Origin of the sequence: Mucilaginibacter sp. UYCu711 (assembly GCF_050433825.1) — a bacterium.
Lineage (GTDB): Bacteria > Bacteroidota > Bacteroidia > Sphingobacteriales > Sphingobacteriaceae > Mucilaginibacter.
The window spans coordinates 45,709-65,006 of the sequence record NZ_JBNPWM010000011.1; the positions used below are offsets into that span (position 1 = coordinate 45,709).

Here is a 19,298-nt window from a genome sequence, read left to right on the forward strand (position 1 = left end):
GTAATCCTGAGCTTGTTGAAGGGTTTGCGAGAGCCCGCCCACTATGCTTCGACGGCCTCCAGCATGACCCTCGTTTTATTTAATGGTCAACCATTTCTTTCTAACAGTTAGTTGCTGCGCATTAGCGTTAGGCAACTCTTCAAACTTATATTTTACTTTGTTGCTCTTTAATAACGTTACCGGCAGGGTTTGTGTTAAGCCGTCGCGTATCAGGGTTACCATAATTTTATCACCCGGTTTTTTACCGGCTATCAAATCGCCGGTTTCCGGTACTGGCGTACTGTCAATATCAACTATTTCATCATTAACATTTATACCATCCACCCAGGCCGCGCTGTTGCGTACTACGCCCGTTACTATCACCCTTGGGATACCCGGGTAACGGGTTATGCCCAAAGCTGCGTCATTACTACCGGCTAACTCTTCGGTGATTTTATAACCTGCATAAGCTACATATTTATTGTAATCTATTGATGTAAGGCCATTAATATAATCAGCATAAAACTGATCAAGATTTTTACCGGCAAATTTTTCAAGTGCTTGTTTAAACTCGGCATCGGTATAGCCGCGGCCCTTTACTTTGTAATACTCATTATACATGTACTTCATCACATCATCTAACGAGCTTTTGCCTTTGGTATCATTAATTATTTCCAGGTCAAGCAGCAAGGCAACCAAAGCGCCCTTGGTGTAATAAGATATAGTATTGTTTGCCGAGTTTTCATTAGGCCGATAAGCTTTTATCCAGGCATCATAACTTGACGCCGACAGGCTTTGAAACTTAACACCCGGCTGGTTTTCCAACTGATTTATCTCCGTAGCTAAAATATTTAAATAATTCTCGGGCGTGTACAATTGTGTTCGGCGCACAATGATGTCCTGGTAATAAGCAGTAAAGCCTTCGGCTATCCATAAATTAGTGGTGTAATTCTCGTTATCATAATCAAACGGACCCAATGCAATCGGGCGCAGGCGTTTTACGTTCCATAAGTGAAAATGCTCATGTGCCGCCAGGCTTAAAAAGTTTTCATAACCACTTTCGGTTGCATAAGCATCGCGCGAGGCACCCAGTACGGTCGAGCTTAAATGCTCCAGGCCGCCCCCGCCCTTTAAATAATTATGTACGATAAAGGTGTAATGTTTGTTAGGATTTTCGCCATAGATAGCTACTTCCTGCTCAATAACTTTAGTAAGATCCTTTTTAAGGCGCTCTTTATCATAACTGCCGCCGCCAACCATAGCAACCTCGTAAGCTACCCCGCCAACATTAAAACCAAAAATATCCTGGTTGCCAACCTCAATGGGCGAATCGAAAAGAATATCATAATTGGGCGAGTAGCGTGTAAAGCTATCACCATTTACTTTTTCTAAACTGGTTGATACGCTGGTCCATCCTTTATAAGGAATGATATGGACAGTTGAAGGCGTTTGTAACATATTGCCCGGATAGATAAAAATATCAGGTGATGAAAGGAAGCCGTGCCTTGCATCAATAAAGCTGGTGCGTACCGAGATCTCGAAAGCATAAACGCGATATTTTACAATAAGATCTGTAATACCCGTGGTATTAAGCTGCCAGATGTTTTTGCGTGTTTTGGTTGTCGCAATTTCTTTACCATTAGCGGTAACACTCAACGTTTCTATGTTCCGTTGAAACTCGCGTACAAGGTATGATCCCGGTGTCCAAACCGGCATTTTAAGTTCTAAAGTATTTTGTTTTAACCCTGTTAACTTCATTTCTACATCGGCATAATGTGCTTGCGCTTCAGGAAAAGATACAGTATAAGTTATGCCAGCGCTATCTGCAGCATTACCGGTAGTAGCCATAAAAAGTAGGGTTAAAGAAAAAATAACTGATAATTTAATTTTTTTCATGGCTGCAATTTATAAAATTTTGCTGTTTAGGCCGATATGCCATTATTAAAAATTTGTTGTAAAATGGTTGATACATGCAACTATTAACTTTCATAACCATTTACTTTACAGCCAACATTATACAAGTGGAATTAATAGAACCAATATCGCGTAAGCTAATTGTTTTAGGTAAAGCATACCTGGCCGTATTAAGCAACCAGATGGAGCACCTGGACATGGATAAGTATTATTACGCTTTAACAGTGATTTGTTATCACGATGGCGAGCTCACCCAAAAGGCTCTTGCCGAAAAGCTGGGGAAGGATAAATCCATCATCGTAAAAATTATTGATACGCTTACCGACAAAGGCTTTGTTTACCGCCAAATTAACCCCCAAGACAGAAGACAACATTTATTAGGTGTTACAGCAAAAGCTAAAAAAGCGGTACCGCATATACTTGAGGCTTTTGAACATATGAACTGCAGCGCAGCCAAAGACATATCTGCACATGATATGCAAATATTTGAAAGCGTGTTAAATAAAATGAAAAACAACTTAGTGGAATTTAATATTAAAGAAACTACAATTAGCTAATTACTATCAGGATATGAAAACCAGGTATATTATATACATTTTGCTGGCATTGGTTGTCGGCGCTTTAGTTTACAATAAGTTTTTTAGCGCCAAGGCCAAAAAAGCAGATGCGGCTAATACCAAAGGTAAAGGCGCTAAGGGTAAAGGGCGCAACGGCCCGGTATCTGTGAGGCTGATGATAGTTAAAGATACTACGCTCGACAATAATATTGACATAACCGGAACGATAGACGCTAACGAAAGGGTTAGCCTGATAAGCGAAACCGCGGGCAATATTACCGGTATATACTTTACCGAAGGCAGCCATGTAAAAAAAGGCCAGCTATTGGTTAAGGTGTATGACAAGGACCAGGTTGCTGCCTTAAAGCAAAACGATTACCAGATAGCACTTGCCAAACAAAACGAATATCGCAACAAAGTATTATTACAAAAAGAGGCAATAAGCCAGCAGGAGTATGATACATCTCTAACGGGCCTTAATACTTTAAAGGCGCAAAGCGATGTTTTAAAAGCACAAATATCTAAAACCGAAGTAAGGGCACCATTCTCTGGCACCATTGGTTTGCGTAATGTAAGCCCGGGCGGCTATTTATCGCCCAATACATCTATAGCAACGCTGGTAAATATCGACCCGGCAAAAGTTACTTTTTCTGTTCCTGAAAAATATTTGCAGCTGGTTAGCAAGGGCACCAAAGTTAGTTTTACTGTAACCAGCTCCGAGCAAAAATTTAAGGCGGCAGTTTATGCTATCGAGCCATCAATTGATGTTAACTCGCGTACCATAACGGTTAGGGCGAAGGCCGATAACCCTAAAGGTTTGCTTACTGCAGGTAGCTTTGCCAAGATAAACCTTGAGCTTGACCAAATACCTAAAACCATTATGGTACCTACAGAATGTGTAGTGCCCGATTTGAAAAGCAGCGTAGTATACGTATACCATAACGGAAAGGCAGTGGCCAAACCAGTAAAAACCGACTTGCGCACCGCCAGCAAAATACAAATAATAAGCGGTTTAAAACCTGGCGACAGTGTTGTAGTATCGGGTATTATGCAGATGCGCCCTAAAGTTCCGTTGAAAATAATTAAAGTAATTAAATAAGCAGCCTGGTATATGAGTTTATCCTCAGTTAGTATAAAAAGGCCCGTATTGGCTACAGTTATGTCTATCGTAATTGTGGTGTTCGGTGTTATAGGTTATAACTTTTTAGGTATCCGTGACTTTCCTTCGATCGATCCGCCAATTATATCTGTTAGCACCAGCTACTCGGGCGCGAACGCCGATGTAATCGAATCGCAAATTACCGAGCCGTTAGAGAAAGCTATCAACGGCGTGCCGGGTATCCGTAATATATCATCTTCCAGCTCGGTTGGGTCAAGTAATATCACGGTGGAGTTTGACCTTGATGCCGACCTGGAAACCGCGGCTAATGACGTACGTGATAAGGTAAGCCAGGCACAGCGCCAGTTACCACAGGATATTAACGCACCGCCCGTAGTTACCAAGGCCGATGCTAACGCCGATAATATTATCACGGTATCTATAACCAGTGATAAACGTAACATTATGCAGGTTAATGATTACGCCGAAAACGTGTTGCAGGAAGGCTTGCAAACCATACCCGGTGTAAGTGCTATTAACATACAGGGGCAACGCCAGTACGCTATGCGTTTATGGATAGATCCTGCAAAACTATCGGCCCTGGGCCTTGCCGCTACCGAGATTACCGACGCCCTTAACAGGGAAAACGTAGAGCTTCCCGCCGGTAAAATTGAGGGCAACAATACCGAGCTTATTATCAGGGCTATTGGTAAAATGAGTACCGAAAAAGAATTTAATGACCTGATTATCCGCGCAGACAGTAACCGGGTAATACGCTTACGCGATATTGGTTACGCCATTTTAGGTTCGGCTAATGAAGAAACTGCTTTTAAGGAATCGGGTGCGCTACAGGTGGCATTATCAATTGTGCCACAGCCGGGTGCCAATTATGTACAAATAGCTAAAGATTTTTATAAACGATTTGAGCAACTTAAAAAAGACCTTCCGCCTGATATCCATGTAAAGGTGCTAACTGATAATACCAAATTTATCAATCAGTCTATAACAGAGGTTGAGGAAACCTTAGGCATATCATTTATACTGGTTGTAATTATTATTTACCTGTTCTTCCGCGATTGGCTCATAGCTTTCCGCCCGCTGATAGATATACCGGTATCCCTGATAGGAGCTTTTTTCCTGATGTACATTTTCGGTTATTCAATTAACATATTAACGCTGCTGGGTATAGTACTGGCTACGGGCCTGGTGGTGGATGACGGTATAGTGGTGACGGAAAATATCTATAAGAAGGTAGAACAGGGCATGGCTATTCGTAAAGCAGCGTTCGAGGGTTCTGCGGAGATCTTATTCGCGGTAGTATCTACGTCTATAACACTGGCAGCGGTGTTTTTACCTATCATGTTTCTACAGGGCTTTACCGGTCGTTTGTTCCGCGAATTTGCGGTGGTCGTCGCGGGTTCGGTATTGATATCGGCTTTTGTATCGTTGTCATTAACACCGATGTTGAATGTTAAGCTGATTCGTAAAGATTCAAAAAAATCTAAATTCTACGAAAGAACTGAGCCGTTCTTCGTGAACATGACCAACTCATACACCGAATCATTGGTTAACTTTACGAAACATCGCTGGATAGCGATCGTGATATTAGTAGGATCGATAGGTATTATCTGGGGATTGAATGGCGCTATACCATCAGAGTTAGCCCCGCTTGATGATAAAAGCCAGCTGCGTTATAATGTAACCGGGGCAGAGGGGGCCGGGTACGAGTTCATGACCAGGAATATGGATGCTCTTTCTGATGTTATTGCCGACTCTATCCCCGAAGCAAATGTTAATATCGAGATAGTAGCTGCAGGCCGTGGCGGTAGTGGCGCGGTAAATAGTGGTTTTGGGCGTATAGGCTTGGTTCCACCCGGCGAACGTGTTCGTTCGCAACAGGACATAGCCGACTGGCTTACAAAAAAAGTAAGTCGTTTCCCTGATGTAAGGATCAATGTATCGCAAGAGCAAACAATAAGTGGCGGTGGTGGGCGCAGTTCGCAACCGGTGCAGTTTGTAGTGCAAAACCAGAATTTTGAAAAGTTACGCAAGGTACTGCCCGACTTTTTTGATAAGGTAAGCAAAAGTCCGGTTTTTGTAACACCAGATGTTGACCTGAAATTTACAAAGCCTGAGTTAAGGGTGATCACCGACAGAGAACGTGCACGCGATCTGGGTGTTTCTGTATCAGATATCGCCCAAACCCTGCAATTATATTACAGTGCCGGCCGGGTAGCTTACTTTTTATTAAACGGTAAACAATACCAGGTAGTGGCCCAGGTTGACAGGGCTAACCGCGACCAGCCGCTTGACTTAAAGACTATTTACGTGCGAAACGATAAAGGCAGGCTGATACAATTAGATAACGTGGTAAAAGTTGATGAAGATGCGACACCGCCATCAATTTATCACTTTAACCGTTTTAAATCGGCTACCTTCCAGGCCGGTTTATCCCCGGGCCATACCATAGGCGACGGTGTAGACGAGATGAACCGTATTGCTAAAGAAACCCTCGACGAAACGTTTAGCACTTCATTAAGCGGCGCATCCAGGGATTTTGCCGAGAGCGCATCCAATATTATGTTTGCGTTCATCTTCGCGCTATTGCTGATATACCTGGTACTTGCCGCACAGTTTGAGAGTTTTAAAGATCCGGTAATTGTAATGCTTACCGTGCCGTTGGCGGTAGCAGGGGCTTATTTATCACTTTGGTTGTTCAACCAGTCGTTAAACATCTTTAGCCAGATAGGTATTATTACCCTAGTGGGGCTGGTAACCAAAAACGGTATATTAATTGTTGAGTTTGCTAACCAGAAGATGGAACATGGTTTGAATAAATACGAAGCCGTTATTGAAGCTGCAACTGCCCGTTTACGCCCGATATTGATGACGAGCCTGGCTGTAGTATTAGGTTCTGTACCAATTGCATTGGCTTTGGGTGCGGGTGCAAAAAGTCGGGTATCATTAGGTATTGTTATTATTGGCGGGATGTTGTTTTCGCTGGTGTTGACATTATATGTTATCCCTACAATGTATATGCTTATTGCCTCAAAAACACGTAAGGACCCTGATGCTGAAGACCCTGATGAGACAGGTAAGAAAAAGAAGAAAGTAAAACTGATTGAAAACGAATAGGCAATGATGAAACTAAAAAAATTAGCTTGCTTGCTTTGTTGCTATATGGCAGTAATAGCCACAGTTAAGGCACAAACAGCCCCTTTGTTAACTTTAAGGGAGGCGGTTGAAATAGCTTTAAAGAACAACTACAATATTGTATTGGCTAAAAACAATAATGCCATAGCGCAAAATAATGTTACTATTGGCAACGCCGGGTTCTTACCTTCTGTTACAGGTAACCTTAGCCAAAATAACAGCCGCCAACATATCGTTCAAACAAAGTCAGACGGTACCAGTGTTACCATCCCAAGTGCAAAAAACAGCAGCTTAAGCTATGGCCCGGCACTTAACTGGACAATTTTTGACGGCTTTGCCATGTTTGCCAATTACGATCAGCTTAAACAGTTAAATGAGCTAAGTGCAGTTAGTACCCACGACACCGTTTTAAGCACTACCGGCGATGTAATACTAACTTATTATGATCTGATAAACCAGTACGAGCAGATGAAAGCACAATTGGGTGTAATGGCTATATCGCGCACGCAATTAAGATATGCTAATGATAAATTTAGCGTGGGCACGGTATCTAAGCTTGATGTGTTGAATGCACAGGTAAGCTTAAATACAGATACCGCTCAATATTTAAAGCTTCAACAACAGTTTGAAACTTCAAAAATAAAACTGAACCAATTAATGGTACGCGACCTGCAAACCGACTTTACCGTAGCCGATACTATTGTTGTAGATAACAACCTGCGTTTAGGCGACGTTATTAGCAGTGCGCAAACTCAAAACCCCACTATTATATCGGCACAAATTAATAAGCGTATTGCCGATATTAACTTAAAGCAGGTGCAGGCTACCCGCTATCCTACAGTTGGTGTTGGCGCAGGTTATACCTGGAGCCACAACAAAACCCCCGCCGGTTTTACCCAGGTGCAGGATGCCCGCGGATTAAACTATGGATTAACCGCATCGATCAATATTTTCGACGGATTTAACCAAACCCGCAAAGAACGTAATGCTAAAATACAGATAGACAACGCCGTAGTAGACGTAAAGCAGGCCCGTTTAAATGTTGAAGCACAGATAAGCAGCTTGTATGTAAGTTACCTGTCAGGCCTTGACCTGGTAAAGCTGGGGCAATCAAACGTAGCTATAGCCAAGCGTAACCTGGAGATATCATTAGACAAATATAAAATAGGAACCATCACACCTTTAGAGATCCGCGAAGCGCAACGAAACTACCTCGATGCACAATCCACTTTTTTTGCCGCCCAATACCAATCCAAAGTGGCCGAAATAACTTTAAAGCAAATAACTAATAACTTAAATATTCAATAATCAAATATTTAGTTATTTTTGATGGTACAAAAATGGCTGGATCTTACAAAACATGTTTACTTGTTGACGATAATTATATCGATAACTTTGTTACGCGCCGCATTTTGGAAAGTAGTAAATTTGCTGAGAACATAATTGTAACCGAATCGCCTACTGAAGCTATCGAGCAATTAGGCAAAGGCGAGATCAAACCCGACGTGATTTTCCTGGATATACGGATGCCGTTAATGAGTGGATTTGAGTTTTTGGATGCCTACGACAAATTAGCTATAGACAAAACCGGTATTAAGATCTTCCTGTTGTCCTCATCATTTGATCCTACTGATATTAAAAGATCGACAGACAATAAATACATTACCCACTTCATCCACAAGCCGCTTACCCATAAAATACTCGAAGAATTACCATGATCTTAGTTGCGGATAGCGGATCAACAAAAACAGATTGGTTACTTAAGCAACCGGGGAAGGACGCCACGGCGTTCAGAACCCCCGGGTTAAACCCCTACTTTTTATCAGAAAAAGAAATAGTTAAAATACTGCAGGACCAAGCCCCTGATTTGGTGGCTTTTGGTGCCGAGGTAAAAGAGGTTTATTTTTTTGGCGCAGGTTGCTCAAGCCCAGACCGGCATGAGATCGTATCGAACGCACTGAGCGTATTTTTTAGCAAAGCATACATAAGTGTTGACAGTGATCTGTTAGGTTCGGCATACGCCACCTGCGGGCACGAGAAGGGTTTGTGCTGCGTGTTAGGCACCGGCTCAAATATTTCTTTTTTTGATGGCGAGGAGATCCACTCGGGCAAACATGGGCTTGGCTTTATTTTAGGCGATGAAGGCTCGGGCACCTGGTTTGGCAAAGCGCTGATAACCGACTACCTGTACGGGTTAATGCCCGAAGAAATTCATAACCTCTTTAAAAATACTTACGAGTTAACAAAAGAAGAGGTTATACAGAACGTTTACCAGAAACCAAGCCCTAATTCATACCTGGCTTCGTTCGCGCGGTTTTTTAACATCATCCGTAAAACCGAATACGGCAGCGACCTTATAAATAAAGGATTGCAGGAGTTTATTGATACCAATATTAAATCATATCCCGAATACCATAACTTTAAAAGCCATTTTGTAGGGTCTATTGCCTTTGTTTTTGAGGAAGAGCTAAAAGCCCTTGCCAAAACGCAGGATATCCACATCGGCAAGATCATTAAGGCACCTATAAATGATCTGTTAGCGTTTATTTTGAGTAGGGAAGGAGGGAAGTAAATCATCCCTCTCTGTCATTTCGAAACGAGGTACGAGTGAGAAATCTTATACGCCTCGCATCATTCACTTACTTCAGTGTTTAAAAACTTCCACTCAGGATTAAAATCGTCAATTAACGCATCTTTCTTTTCGCGTCGCAATTTCTTTAACTGTTTTTCGCGTTCAATAGCGTACCCTATATGAGTATAATGTTCAAAATAAACTAAATTATAGCAATAGTATTTGCCGGCAAATGTTTTAGCGTCGCCCTTGTTTTCGGTATGCTCATGCAATCGCCTGATTAGGTCGTTGGTGACACCGATGTACAGAACTGTTTTTTCTGGGTTGGTTGTTATATATACATAAAAGTTATAGTTCCACATCCGTTCGCACGTTTAAGATTTCTCACTCGTACCTCGTTTCGAAATGACAGGTTTTTTAAGTTTTATTTTCACTCCCACAAACAATATACCCAGCACTGCAAAAAAACTACCGGCTTTAGGCAGGTAATCGCCGTATCGAACATAAAAGGTCAGGTCAGAATTTAGGTTGATGTCCTGTTTAAGTGCTGTTTTAACCCACCATTTACTTTGCTGCACAATATCGCCGCGCTGGTTAATAAAAGCCGAGATACCCGTATTAGCCGATCGGCAAACCCAACGGCGGGTTTCAATAGCACGCAATTTGGCATAATCCAAATGCTGGTCTTTACCCGACGTGTTTTCCCACCAGCCATCATTGGTTATAATGGCAATAAACTGCGCCCCGTTACGCACCGACCGTGCAACCCATTCGCCCCAGATAGACTCGTAACAGATAACAGGCGCAGCGCCAATGCCGCTTGCGGCATAAAGGTTGGTTGGTACATCCTGGCCGGTATAGTTGCCGGTAGCGCCGCCCAAATGCGCAAACACCGGTTTTAAAAACGAGAGAGCATGCTCAAACGGCAGGGACTCGGCACCAGGTACCAGTTTCGATTTATGGTAAAACTGTACCTGTGCAGAGTTTTCGATATTTAATGCAGTACTATAACGATCCATAAACTGACCGTCGGGTAACAGGGTGGCAGTTTTTGGTGGGTTGGTACTGTACAGCTTATAAGTTTCCGCCCCGGTTATCAAATTACCATTTTTGTACTTGCTTAAAAAATGCTGCGCCTGCATAAAATAATTGTTGGTGCGGATATGATCCTCATCCATAACATCAGTGATGGCAGTTTCGGGCCAGATAAAAAACTCGGTATTAACCTGCCCTACAGAGTCGCATAGTTTAGTTAAAATAGCTATTTGCTGTGCCGTAGGGATATCGCCGTTTTTGGCATACGGGTCAATATTAGGCTGCGCAACCACAATGTTGGATGGATTTACCTGTTCCTCATAATGCGTATACTGGTATAATGAAAACCCTAACGGCAATGCCAAAACAGCAATTAGTGCGACAATTAATTTTTGCCTTACCGCCTTAGTCTGCGCCTCGCGTAAGCCTATATAAACTAAAAACACAAGGATATTGATGGCCCAGATCCAGATGGTGCCGCCATATACGCCGGTATATTCATACCATTGTACCCATTGGTGCATGGTGGCAAAGCCATTACCCAATGTCATCCACGGGAAGTTGAGGTCCCAGCTTTGGTGCAGGTATTCATAACCTATCCAGAAACAAACCAATCCCACTAACGCAAGTGTACGATTGGTTGCTAACCGCAGCCGGTAATACAGCCAGCATGCCGTTGCCATTAGTAACGGACCCAATGCATAAGGTATCAGCGTAACAGGTACAGCCACCACCTCGCCAATCATTTTCAAAGCATTATACACCCAATATATGCTCAGGGTATTCCAAACAAAAAAGCCCAGGAAAGTAGTGTTAAATATCAGCTTGCCTTTTTTGGTCGAGGTTGAGTTGATAATGTTTTCCATCGCTACCAGCATAGGCACCAAACCAAAAAACAAAAACACGGTGGTGTAGTGCATAGGCGGCCAGGCTAACCAAAGTAATAAGCCGGAAAATAGGGATAGGAGGATGTTTCTTTTCATTATAAATATATAATTACCTTTTTGTCATTGCGAGTGAGGAACGAACGCGGCAATCGCGAACTGTGCATGTACCACGCTTTTCTACTTGCGATTGCCCCGCTTCGCTCGCAATGACATACTTTTATTTGAATGTTGTTGTCGGGTTACCAAACATTTCCGCATTAAACGCCTGCGAGTTTCCTTTTGGGATAGTCAGCGCTTTCCAGTCTGATGCCGCCATCTTACCAATAAAAACTATCTGCCCGACATGGTAAGGGTAATGCGCCAGCTGCCGGTTTATGGCATCAACAACGCTATGCGGTTCGTTACGGATATAAATGGTTTTATCCCAATCTTCGGGTTTTAACGTGTCAAGCGCGTCGAACACGCATTGCCAGCCGGCGTTCCATTTCTCCATTAAATCTTCTTTGGTGTTAATCACACTTTCAAATTCAAGGTCGCGGTTGCGCCATTCTTTCTCGCCGTCGCTGGTTAAAAAATTGGTCCAGCGGCTAAGCATATTACCCCAAAGGTGTTGCACAATTATAGCTATGCTGTTGCTTTCGGCATTATAAACCCAAAAAAGATCCTCATCTTTTAACTGGGCCATGGTTTTTTCGCCAACTGATTTATAATACTGAAGCTGTTTTTTAACACTGTTTAGGTAAGTATCCATCATAATTTAAATTGAGTAAAATCATCATATATAGTTAATCCTCCTCCTCGTCATCACCGTACTTCTTTTTCTTTTTATCGTTTTCGGCGGGCAAAGCTCCCGCTACACAGATCACAAACTCGCCTTTCGCGGGATGTGTTTCGTAATAGGTTTTAACTTCGGTCACCGTACCGCGCACAGTTTCCTCAAACATTTTGGTCAGCTCGCGCGATACGGAGATCTGTCTGTCTGCACCCCAATGGGTAGCCATCTCGTCAAGCGTTTTTAACAAACGGTGCGGCGACTCATAAAGTATAATGGTGCGCTCTTCTTCAGCCAAAAACTTATAGCGTGTTTGGCGCCCTTTTTTCAAGGGCAAAAAGCCTTCAAAACAAAACTTATCGGTAGGGAAACCCGAGTTAACCAACGCCGGCACAAAGGCCGTGGCGCCGGGCAGGCATTCAATAGCTATGTTAAACTTCAAAGCCTCGCGCACCAGGAAAAACCCCGGGTCGGATATGGCAGGCGTACCCGCGTCTGATATCAAGGCGATGTTTTGTCCCTGCAACAAAAACTTAATGATCTCATTAGAGCTTTGATGCTCGTTATGCTGATGGTGCGCGAAAACCTTTTTCTGGATATCGAAATATTTCAGCAAAGGTGCCGAGGTGCGGGTATCTTCGGCCAGTATCAAATCGGCCTCTTTTAAAACGCGTATGGCCCTGAAGGTCATATCTTCCAGATTGCCTATGGGTGTGGGTACAAGGTATAGTTTGCCGGGCATTGTGCTGTGAGTTTAGAGTGCTGAGTTGTGAGTAGCTATTTCAGGTTATTATGAATGATAAAAAACTCATAACTCACTACACATAACTCATAACTCATTATATCTTTGTCTAAAATTAAAAATATGCTGCAAGTTAGTTATATCCGCGATAACAGGGAACAGGTTTTAGAACGTTTAGCTGTAAAAAATTTTAAACAGGCTGGTTTGGTCGACGAAATTATCCGGATGGATGATTCGCGTCGACAAACACAGGTAAAATTGGATAACACTTCCGCAGAAGCAAATGCAGCCGCAAAACAAATAGGCGAACTGATGCGCAACGGCAAAAAGGACGAAGCCGAAGCCGTTAAAGCAAAAACCGGCGTTTGGAAAGAAGATATAAAGAAATATAACGAAGAGCTGGCTGCGATAGAAGATAATCTTTATCAAAAGCTGGTATTGTTACCTAACCTGCCGCATTCATCAGTACCCAAAGGCTTAACGCCCGAGGAAAACGAGGTGGTGTTGGAGAATGGCGCTATACCCCAGCTACCCGCCAACGCTTTACCGCACTGGGAGCTGGCCGCAAAATATAAACTGATAGACTTTGAACTGGGTGTTAAAATAACCGGCGCTGGTTTCCCGGTTTATACCAATAAGGGTGCAAAACTGCAACGCGCGCTCATCAACTTTTTTATTGACGAAGCCGAGAAAGCGGGCTATAAAGAAGTAAGCGTACCGCTGATGGTTAACGAAGCATCGGGCTTTGGTACCGGGCAGTTGCCTGATAAGGAAGGGCAGATGTACTTTGTTAACGAAGACAATATGTACCTGATCCCGACTGCCGAAGTGCCTATTACCAACCTATACCGCGATGTGATTTTAAAGGCTGATGAGCTTCCGGTACAAAATTGCGGGCATACGCCTTGCTTCCGCCGCGAAGCGGGCTCATACGGCGCGCATGTGCGTGGGTTAAACCGTTTGCACCAGTTTGATAAGGTAGAGGTAGTACAGGTAGTAAACCCCGAAACATCATACGATGTATTGGAGCAAATGAGCCTGCATGTACAGGGGCTGTTACAAAAATTAGGTTTGCCTTACCGTGTATTGCGCCTTTGTGGTGGCGACATGGGTTTTGCATCAGCCTTAACTTATGATATGGAAACCTGGAGCGCTGCGCAGCAACGCTGGCTGGAGGTATCGTCGGTATCAAACTTCGAAACTTTTCAGAGTAACCGCTTAAAATTACGTTTCCGTAATGCCGAAGGTAAAACACAACTGGCACATACTTTAAATGGCAGCGCATTGGCTTTGCCGCGTATTGTTGCAACGCTGTTAGAAAATAACCAGACGGATAAGGGCATTAAAATACCCGAGGCATTAGTGCCTTATACAAAATTTGAGTGGATCGACTAATTAGCTCGCGTCGGCAAGTTTGGTAGCTACTGCACTATCCAGTAAATAACTTAGCACTTTTGTAGCGGCACTTGTTTTGGCCTGCTTAGCGGTTTCGGGATAGATAAAATGCTGCACACCTAATACGGTTAAAAGTCCGTCTACTTTAGTATGGGGGCGCGATTTATAACAATAGATCTTCAGCTTGCTGTAAAATGGGTTGGAACTTAAACGGCGCAGGATCTTTTCTGTATCGTCGCCCAGGAAATCATAGTCGAGAATTATACCGGTGGGTTGTAGCTCATGTATAGCCGGGAATATACGGCGTGCATCATCAATATGTACGCTGGTCTTCCTGGCGGGGATTACAATACTGGTTGCATTTTGTGTAACTACAAGTAACGGCTTGGGTTGAGTTTGCATCATCAGTTTAATTGTGATATTTGCTTTATACGACAATTAAAATCAAATTGTTACATGCTTATTGCAGCTTGGCTTATTGCGGTATTTCAAATAAATTATATTTGTGTCTGATAAAGTAAATTCAACTATGGAAACCATTACCTGGAACGATTTTGAAAAAGTAGAATTAAGGGTAGGGACCATACTTGAGGCAACTGATTTCCCCGAAGCGCGTAAGCCTGCCTACAAAGTAAAAGTTGACTTTGGCGGGTTCGGGGTCAGGTGGTCCAGCGCCCAGATCACCAGGCATTATACGAAAGAAGAATTAGTTGGGAGGCAAATTGTAGGGGTGGTGAACTTTCCTAAAAAGCAAATTGCCAATTTTATGTCGGAATTTTTGGTGACCGGCTTTGCCGACGAGAACGGCGATATCGTTTTAACAGCAATTGATAAGGTGGTGCCTAACGGAAGTAAATTGGTTTAAGCCCCTCCCAAATCCTCCCCGGTAGGGAGGACTTAAAATGGCTCAAAAAAAATAATATGAGTTTGAAAAAATTAAATAAAAATGTCTCCCCTTCCGGGGGAGATTTAGAGGGGGCTAAATGAGATACGTAACTTTTGGCGATGAACCCGCCTTATCGCCCGACGATTTTTTCATGAACGAGGCGCTCAAGGAAGCTAAACTGGCTTTGGCCGAAGATGAGATCCCTATTGGTGCTATAGTTACCTGCCAGGGCAAGATCATTGGCCGCGGGCATAATTTAACCGAACGGTTAAATGATGTATCGGCCCATGCCGAAATGCAGGCGCTAACCGCTGCTGCCAATTTTATGGGCGGTAAATATTTAAAGGACTGCACACTGTACGTAACCTTAGAGCCTTGTGTAATGTGCGCCGGTGCAAGCTACTGGTTCCAGATAGGTAAGATTGTTTTTGGGGCTTATGATACCCGGCTGGGCTTTGGCAGATTGAATCAAAAGATAACCCACCCTAAAACCATTATCACCGGCGGCATCCGCGAAAATGAATGTTCGGAACTGGTGCGGAACTTTTTTAAGAGCAAGAGATAAAACATTTTATCCTATATAAATCTTTAGTGTAAATGTTCACAGAAGAAATTAAAGAAGCCACTTTAGCCAACCACCAGCAAACCGAAAAGATATTAGTAGGTAAAATGAAAAGCATGCGTTCTGTGCAGGATTACGTTAACATACTCTCGTCTTTTTACGGATACTTCGGCGGGCTTGAACAACAGATAACGCGCTACATCAACCAATCAAACCTGGCCGATTATGAGGATCGCCGTAAAAGCGAAGCGTTGGCCGATGATATAAAAGCTTTGGGTGGCACTGTCCCGCAAACAGCTACCAATAACGAGTTGCCGGAAATAGATAACTATCTCCAGGCTTTTGGCGCTTTATATGTAATTGAAGGATCCACCCTTGGCGGGCAGATCATCAGTAAAATGGTGCAACAGCATTTGCCTCTGCCTGAAGGTAAAGGGTTATCATTTTTCAATGGCTATGGCGATGATATGTACCAGAGGTGGGGCGTCTTTAAAGAGCTGCTGAATAAAGTCGCAAATACCCCTGCAGACCAACAGATAATCATTGCCGCCGCAAATGACACCTTCGCAAAATTTAAAACCTGGCTGGAAAAATAGCCCGCTATTTTTTAAAGGATACAAAAAACGTCGAGCCTTCGCCAGGTTTACTATCTACCCAGATCTTGCCGTTGTGTTTTTCTACAATGCGTTTAACTATGGCCAGGCCAACGCCGGTGCCTTCAATGTGCTGCACGTTGTCCATTCGTTTAAATAGCTCAAATACGTACGGTAGCTGTTTAATGTCTATACCTACACCGTTATCCTTAATAGTATAAGTTATTTCCGACTCATTATCTATCGCGTCTATAACTACCTCGGGCCGGCCGGATGGTAAACTATATTTAACCGCATTACTCAAAAGGTTGGCAAATACCTGCGATACCATAGTCGGGTCGCCCTGCACTGCAGGCGTGTTTTTAATAGTGATTTTTGCGTGATCGGCGTTGAAGGCTATTTTAAGATCTTTAATATGATCGTCAAGTATGCCGGCAACTTCAACCTTAATAGGTTTTAGCTCAATCCGGCCAATGCGCGAGTATTCCAGCACCTCGTTTATCATTAAATTCATGCGGTTAACCCTATTGTCAATTTTCGACAAAACTTCTTGCGCCCGTGGGTGAATGTCAGGGTCGCGCGCCAATACTTGCGCATATCCTTTTATGGTTGACAACGGGTTTTTAAGATCGTGTGATATGGTATAGCTAAAAGTATCCAGCTCTTCATAGGCCTGCTTTAAACGCTCGTTAAGCGTACGTATAGCACCGGCCTTCTGATTTATGGCATAACTAACTTCAGTGCGTAAACGGGTAACAGATTTAATCTCTTCATCGCCCCAGGGTTCTGATTTGCCCGACACTTCCTGTGACCAAGCATCAAACGAGTGGCGGGGAGATATTTTTAATGACCCATCAGCCGCCGTTTCTACCGGCTTGTCAGGGTTTCCTGCCCAGGTTACAACCCCCAACCGCTCAGGTTTAAACCAGATGATATACTCTGATAACTCTGCAGATAGTGTTAAAACCAAAATTCCGCTGGCTGCCTTTTTAAAGGCATCTGCCCCGGGGAATATATAGGGTAGTTCATTGGTATAATAAAAAGTGTCTGTAACGTTAGCTTTAATCCAATTTATTAGTAATAACAGCTGCTCATCATTAGGCGTTTTGCCTAATTTAATAACATTGTTCTCATAAATCAAAGCAGCCCCGGTGGCATTGGTAGCATGCATTACATTAACATCATTAAGCGTTAAAGCATCTTCAATGCTGTTGTTTTTAAGCATGTTCCTGGAAAGCACGTTTACATTGGCGGTAAATTTATCCTGTAAATGCTGGTTGGCCTCATCCTGCCTGAACTCTAATGCCGACGACAAGATCTGCCCGATCAGCTTTGCCGAATCGCGCGCCCTGTAATCAATAAACCGCGGCGAATAATTATGACAGGCTACTAGTCCCCAAAGCTCTTTTTTGTAAATCAGCGAGATACTAAAGCTGGAATTGACCCCCATATTTATTAAATACTGGATATGCATTGGCGATACCGCGCGTAACTGCGAGTGAGTCAGATCAAGCGGGCCATCGCCGCTTAACTGTTTGGTGGTGATAATTTTTGCAGGTGTGGTATGTACGTTTGCTATCAACCTGGTAAGGTTAAGCTTATAAAGTTCGCGTGCCTGTTTGGGGATATCAGATGCCGGGTAGTGCAGGCCCAACCATGGTTCAAGGTCGTCATCTTTTGCTTCTGCAATAACTTCGCCATGGCGGTCATCCGCGAAGCGGTAGATCATCACCCTATCATACCCGATAATATTTTTTACCTGTAAGGCGGTATTATTTAAAAGGTTGTTCAAGTCCTTATCGGCCAGCATTTCTGATATCGAGCGGGCTATCATGCGCTGCAAATCGTTTTTAAGATCAGACGTTACAGGCTCAAACTCCAGTAAATAAAACGGGCCGGATACGTTAATAATCAAATAAAACGGCGTGCCCTGTATGTCTGTGCTAAACGGGTTGGTTTGATCAAAACTTTTATTGCTGCGGCCAAAGCTTATCAGCTGGTTAATAAAATCAGGCGGCTCGTTGGCGCCAATCAGCGATTCAATATCGTGTATGGGCCGGCCCAATAAGTTAGGGGGCAGACCGGGCAAAAATTCGGTGATGTTTTCACTGTGAAATTTAATGATACAGGCAGAATCAATAGCTATCAAAAATCCGTGCGATTGTATTTGCCCTGGAATATGTATTGGTTCGGTGTCGCAATTGTTAAGGTCAATAATATTTGTCATTCTTGTAGAGGTGGGTGTGGTTGCTCTATTTTTTTTTGTTCTAAATTAATAATTTAATTATAATTAAATATTAACTATGATATAAATTAAAAATTGTGTAGTAATCGGCTGCTTAGTTAAACGTATCGATTTTTTTACAACCAAACACACCTATAATAGTTTTCATGAATTTTGCCGCAGCATGTTAATAGGCATAACTATAAAAAACATGACATTATTTTAGAACAAAAAACCATATTAGCGTATTATATTTGTTCCACAACAATTTAAAACTTTAAAATAGCAATTATGGCATTCACACTACCGGCGTTATCTTATGCTACTGATGCATTAGAACCGCACATTGATAAATTGACCATGGAGATCCACCATGGCAAACACCACAATGCTTACGTTACCAACCTAAACAAAGCGTTAGAAGGTAAGCCAGAGGCTGATGGTAATATTGATGACATCATTAAAAACATCTCAAAATTCCCACCTGCTGTGCGCAACAACGGTGGCGGCCATTATAACCACACTTTGTTCTGGACGTTGCTTTCGCCAAGCGGCGGCGGCGAACCAACAGGCGCTTTGGCCGATGCTATAAAAAGCACTTTCGGTTCATTCGGCGAGTTTAAAACTAAGGTATCTGACGCGGGTGCTACCCGTTTCGGATCAGGCTGGGCTTGGTTAATTGTTACTGCCGATAAAAAACTGGCTGTAACTTCAACCCCTAACCAGGACAACCCATTAATGGATATTGCCGAAGTAAAAGGCACGCCAATTTTAGGTATTGATGTTTGGGAGCATGCTTACTACTTAAAATATCAAAACCGCCGCCCTGATTATCTGGCGGCTATCTGGAACGTTATCAACTGGGCACATGTGTCTGAGTTGTACGCGAAAGCAATAGCATAATTTTTAATACTGCGGAATGCGGAAG

At 43.0% G+C, this 19,298-nt stretch carries 18 protein-coding genes; 11 read left to right on the forward strand and 7 right to left on the reverse strand.

What is annotated here, in order from left to right; translation table 11 throughout:
- Positions 1-75: 75 nt before the first annotated feature.
- Complete coding sequence (locus ABIB50_RS21465; protein ID WP_429383154.1) at positions 76-1,875, reverse strand: M61 family metallopeptidase; 1,800 nt, start codon at positions 1,873-1,875, stop codon at positions 76-78.
- A 74-nt stretch (positions 1,876-1,949) separates the two neighbouring features.
- Here ABIB50_RS21465 and ABIB50_RS21470 point away from each other — a divergent pair, with 74 nt between their 5' ends.
- From ABIB50_RS21470 to ABIB50_RS21495, 6 genes are read left to right on the forward strand one after another with little or no spacing between them, the layout of a single operon-like run.
- Entirely contained in the window at positions 1,950-2,450 is a 501-nt protein-coding gene (locus tag ABIB50_RS21470) for a MarR family winged helix-turn-helix transcriptional regulator (protein WP_429383156.1), read from the forward strand.
- Between the two features lie 13 nt (positions 2,451-2,463).
- On the forward strand, positions 2,464-3,549 hold the full coding sequence (locus ABIB50_RS21475) for an efflux RND transporter periplasmic adaptor subunit (protein WP_429383157.1): 1,086 nt from the start codon (positions 2,464-2,466) through the stop codon (positions 3,547-3,549).
- A 12-nt stretch (positions 3,550-3,561) separates the two neighbouring features.
- Positions 3,562-6,684 carry an efflux RND transporter permease subunit gene (locus ABIB50_RS21480; RefSeq protein ID WP_429383159.1) on the forward strand — a complete coding sequence of 1,041 codons (3,123 nt, stop codon included), beginning with the start codon at positions 3,562-3,564 and terminating at the stop codon, positions 6,682-6,684.
- A gap of 3 nt (positions 6,685-6,687) precedes the next feature.
- A complete protein-coding gene (locus tag ABIB50_RS21485; RefSeq protein ID WP_429383161.1) occupies positions 6,688-8,010 on the forward strand; it encodes a TolC family protein in 1,323 nt (440 codons plus the stop codon).
- Positions 8,011-8,042: 32 nt separating this feature from the next.
- Entirely contained in the window at positions 8,043-8,420 is a 378-nt protein-coding gene (locus tag ABIB50_RS21490; protein WP_429383163.1) for a response regulator, read from the forward strand.
- On the forward strand, positions 8,417-9,274 hold the full coding sequence (locus tag ABIB50_RS21495) for an N-acetylglucosamine kinase (protein WP_429383165.1): 858 nt from the start codon (positions 8,417-8,419) through the stop codon (positions 9,272-9,274). Before ABIB50_RS21490 ends, ABIB50_RS21495 begins: the two co-directional genes overlap by 4 nt.
- A 59-nt stretch (positions 9,275-9,333) precedes the next feature.
- Here the strand turns inward: ABIB50_RS21495 and ABIB50_RS21500 are convergent, their stop codons facing one another.
- The 4 genes from ABIB50_RS21500 to rsmI form a co-directional block, all read right to left on the reverse strand.
- Complete coding sequence (locus ABIB50_RS21500) at positions 9,334-9,636, reverse strand: GIY-YIG nuclease family protein (RefSeq protein ID WP_429383167.1); 303 nt, start codon at positions 9,634-9,636, stop codon at positions 9,334-9,336.
- Positions 9,637-9,648: 12 nt separating this feature from the next.
- Complete coding sequence (gene lnt / locus ABIB50_RS21505; RefSeq protein WP_429383169.1) at positions 9,649-11,292, reverse strand: apolipoprotein N-acyltransferase; 1,644 nt, start codon at positions 11,290-11,292, stop codon at positions 9,649-9,651.
- A gap of 121 nt (positions 11,293-11,413) precedes the next feature.
- Complete coding sequence (locus ABIB50_RS21510) at positions 11,414-11,950, reverse strand: DUF1572 family protein (protein WP_429383171.1); 537 nt, start codon at positions 11,948-11,950, stop codon at positions 11,414-11,416.
- Between the two features lie 31 nt (positions 11,951-11,981).
- The gene (gene rsmI, locus ABIB50_RS21515) at positions 11,982-12,710 is read right to left on the reverse strand and encodes a 16S rRNA (cytidine(1402)-2'-O)-methyltransferase (RefSeq protein WP_429383173.1); all 729 of its coding nucleotides are present in this window, start codon (positions 12,708-12,710) and stop codon (positions 11,982-11,984) included.
- A gap of 123 nt (positions 12,711-12,833) precedes the next feature.
- On the opposite strand from rsmI, the gene serS reads away from it, so the two are divergent.
- Positions 12,834-14,105: a serine--tRNA ligase gene (serS, locus tag ABIB50_RS21520; protein ID WP_429383175.1), complete on the forward strand. Its 1,272-nt coding sequence runs from the start codon at positions 12,834-12,836 to the stop codon at positions 14,103-14,105.
- Here the strand turns inward: serS and ABIB50_RS21525 are convergent, their stop codons facing one another.
- Positions 14,106-14,510: a hypothetical protein gene (locus tag ABIB50_RS21525; RefSeq protein WP_429383177.1), complete on the reverse strand. Its 405-nt coding sequence runs from the start codon at positions 14,508-14,510 to the stop codon at positions 14,106-14,108.
- Positions 14,511-14,634: 124 nt separating this feature from the next.
- Here ABIB50_RS21525 and ABIB50_RS21530 point away from each other — a divergent pair, with 124 nt between their 5' ends.
- The 3 genes from ABIB50_RS21530 (at position 14,635) to ABIB50_RS21540 (ending at position 16,149) form a co-directional block, all read left to right on the forward strand.
- Positions 14,635-14,970: a tRNA-binding protein gene (locus tag ABIB50_RS21530; protein WP_429383461.1), complete on the forward strand. Its 336-nt coding sequence runs from the start codon at positions 14,635-14,637 to the stop codon at positions 14,968-14,970.
- 118 nt (positions 14,971-15,088) lie between these two features.
- On the forward strand, positions 15,089-15,556 hold the full coding sequence (locus tag ABIB50_RS21535; protein WP_429383179.1) for a nucleoside deaminase: 468 nt from the start codon (positions 15,089-15,091) through the stop codon (positions 15,554-15,556).
- A 32-nt stretch (positions 15,557-15,588) separates the two neighbouring features.
- Entirely contained in the window at positions 15,589-16,149 is a 561-nt protein-coding gene (locus tag ABIB50_RS21540; RefSeq protein WP_429383181.1) for a biliverdin-producing heme oxygenase, read from the forward strand.
- 4 nt (positions 16,150-16,153) lie between these two features.
- Here the strand turns inward: ABIB50_RS21540 and ABIB50_RS21545 are convergent, their stop codons facing one another.
- Positions 16,154-18,373 carry an ATP-binding protein gene (locus tag ABIB50_RS21545; RefSeq protein ID WP_429383183.1) on the reverse strand — a complete coding sequence of 740 codons (2,220 nt, stop codon included), beginning with the start codon at positions 18,371-18,373 and terminating at the stop codon, positions 16,154-16,156.
- Positions 18,374-18,661: 288 nt separating this feature from the next.
- On the opposite strand from ABIB50_RS21545, the gene ABIB50_RS21550 reads away from it, so the two are divergent.
- Positions 18,662-19,273 carry a superoxide dismutase gene (locus ABIB50_RS21550; protein WP_429383184.1) on the forward strand — a complete coding sequence of 204 codons (612 nt, stop codon included), beginning with the start codon at positions 18,662-18,664 and terminating at the stop codon, positions 19,271-19,273.
- The last annotated feature ends 25 nt before the right edge of the window (positions 19,274-19,298 follow it).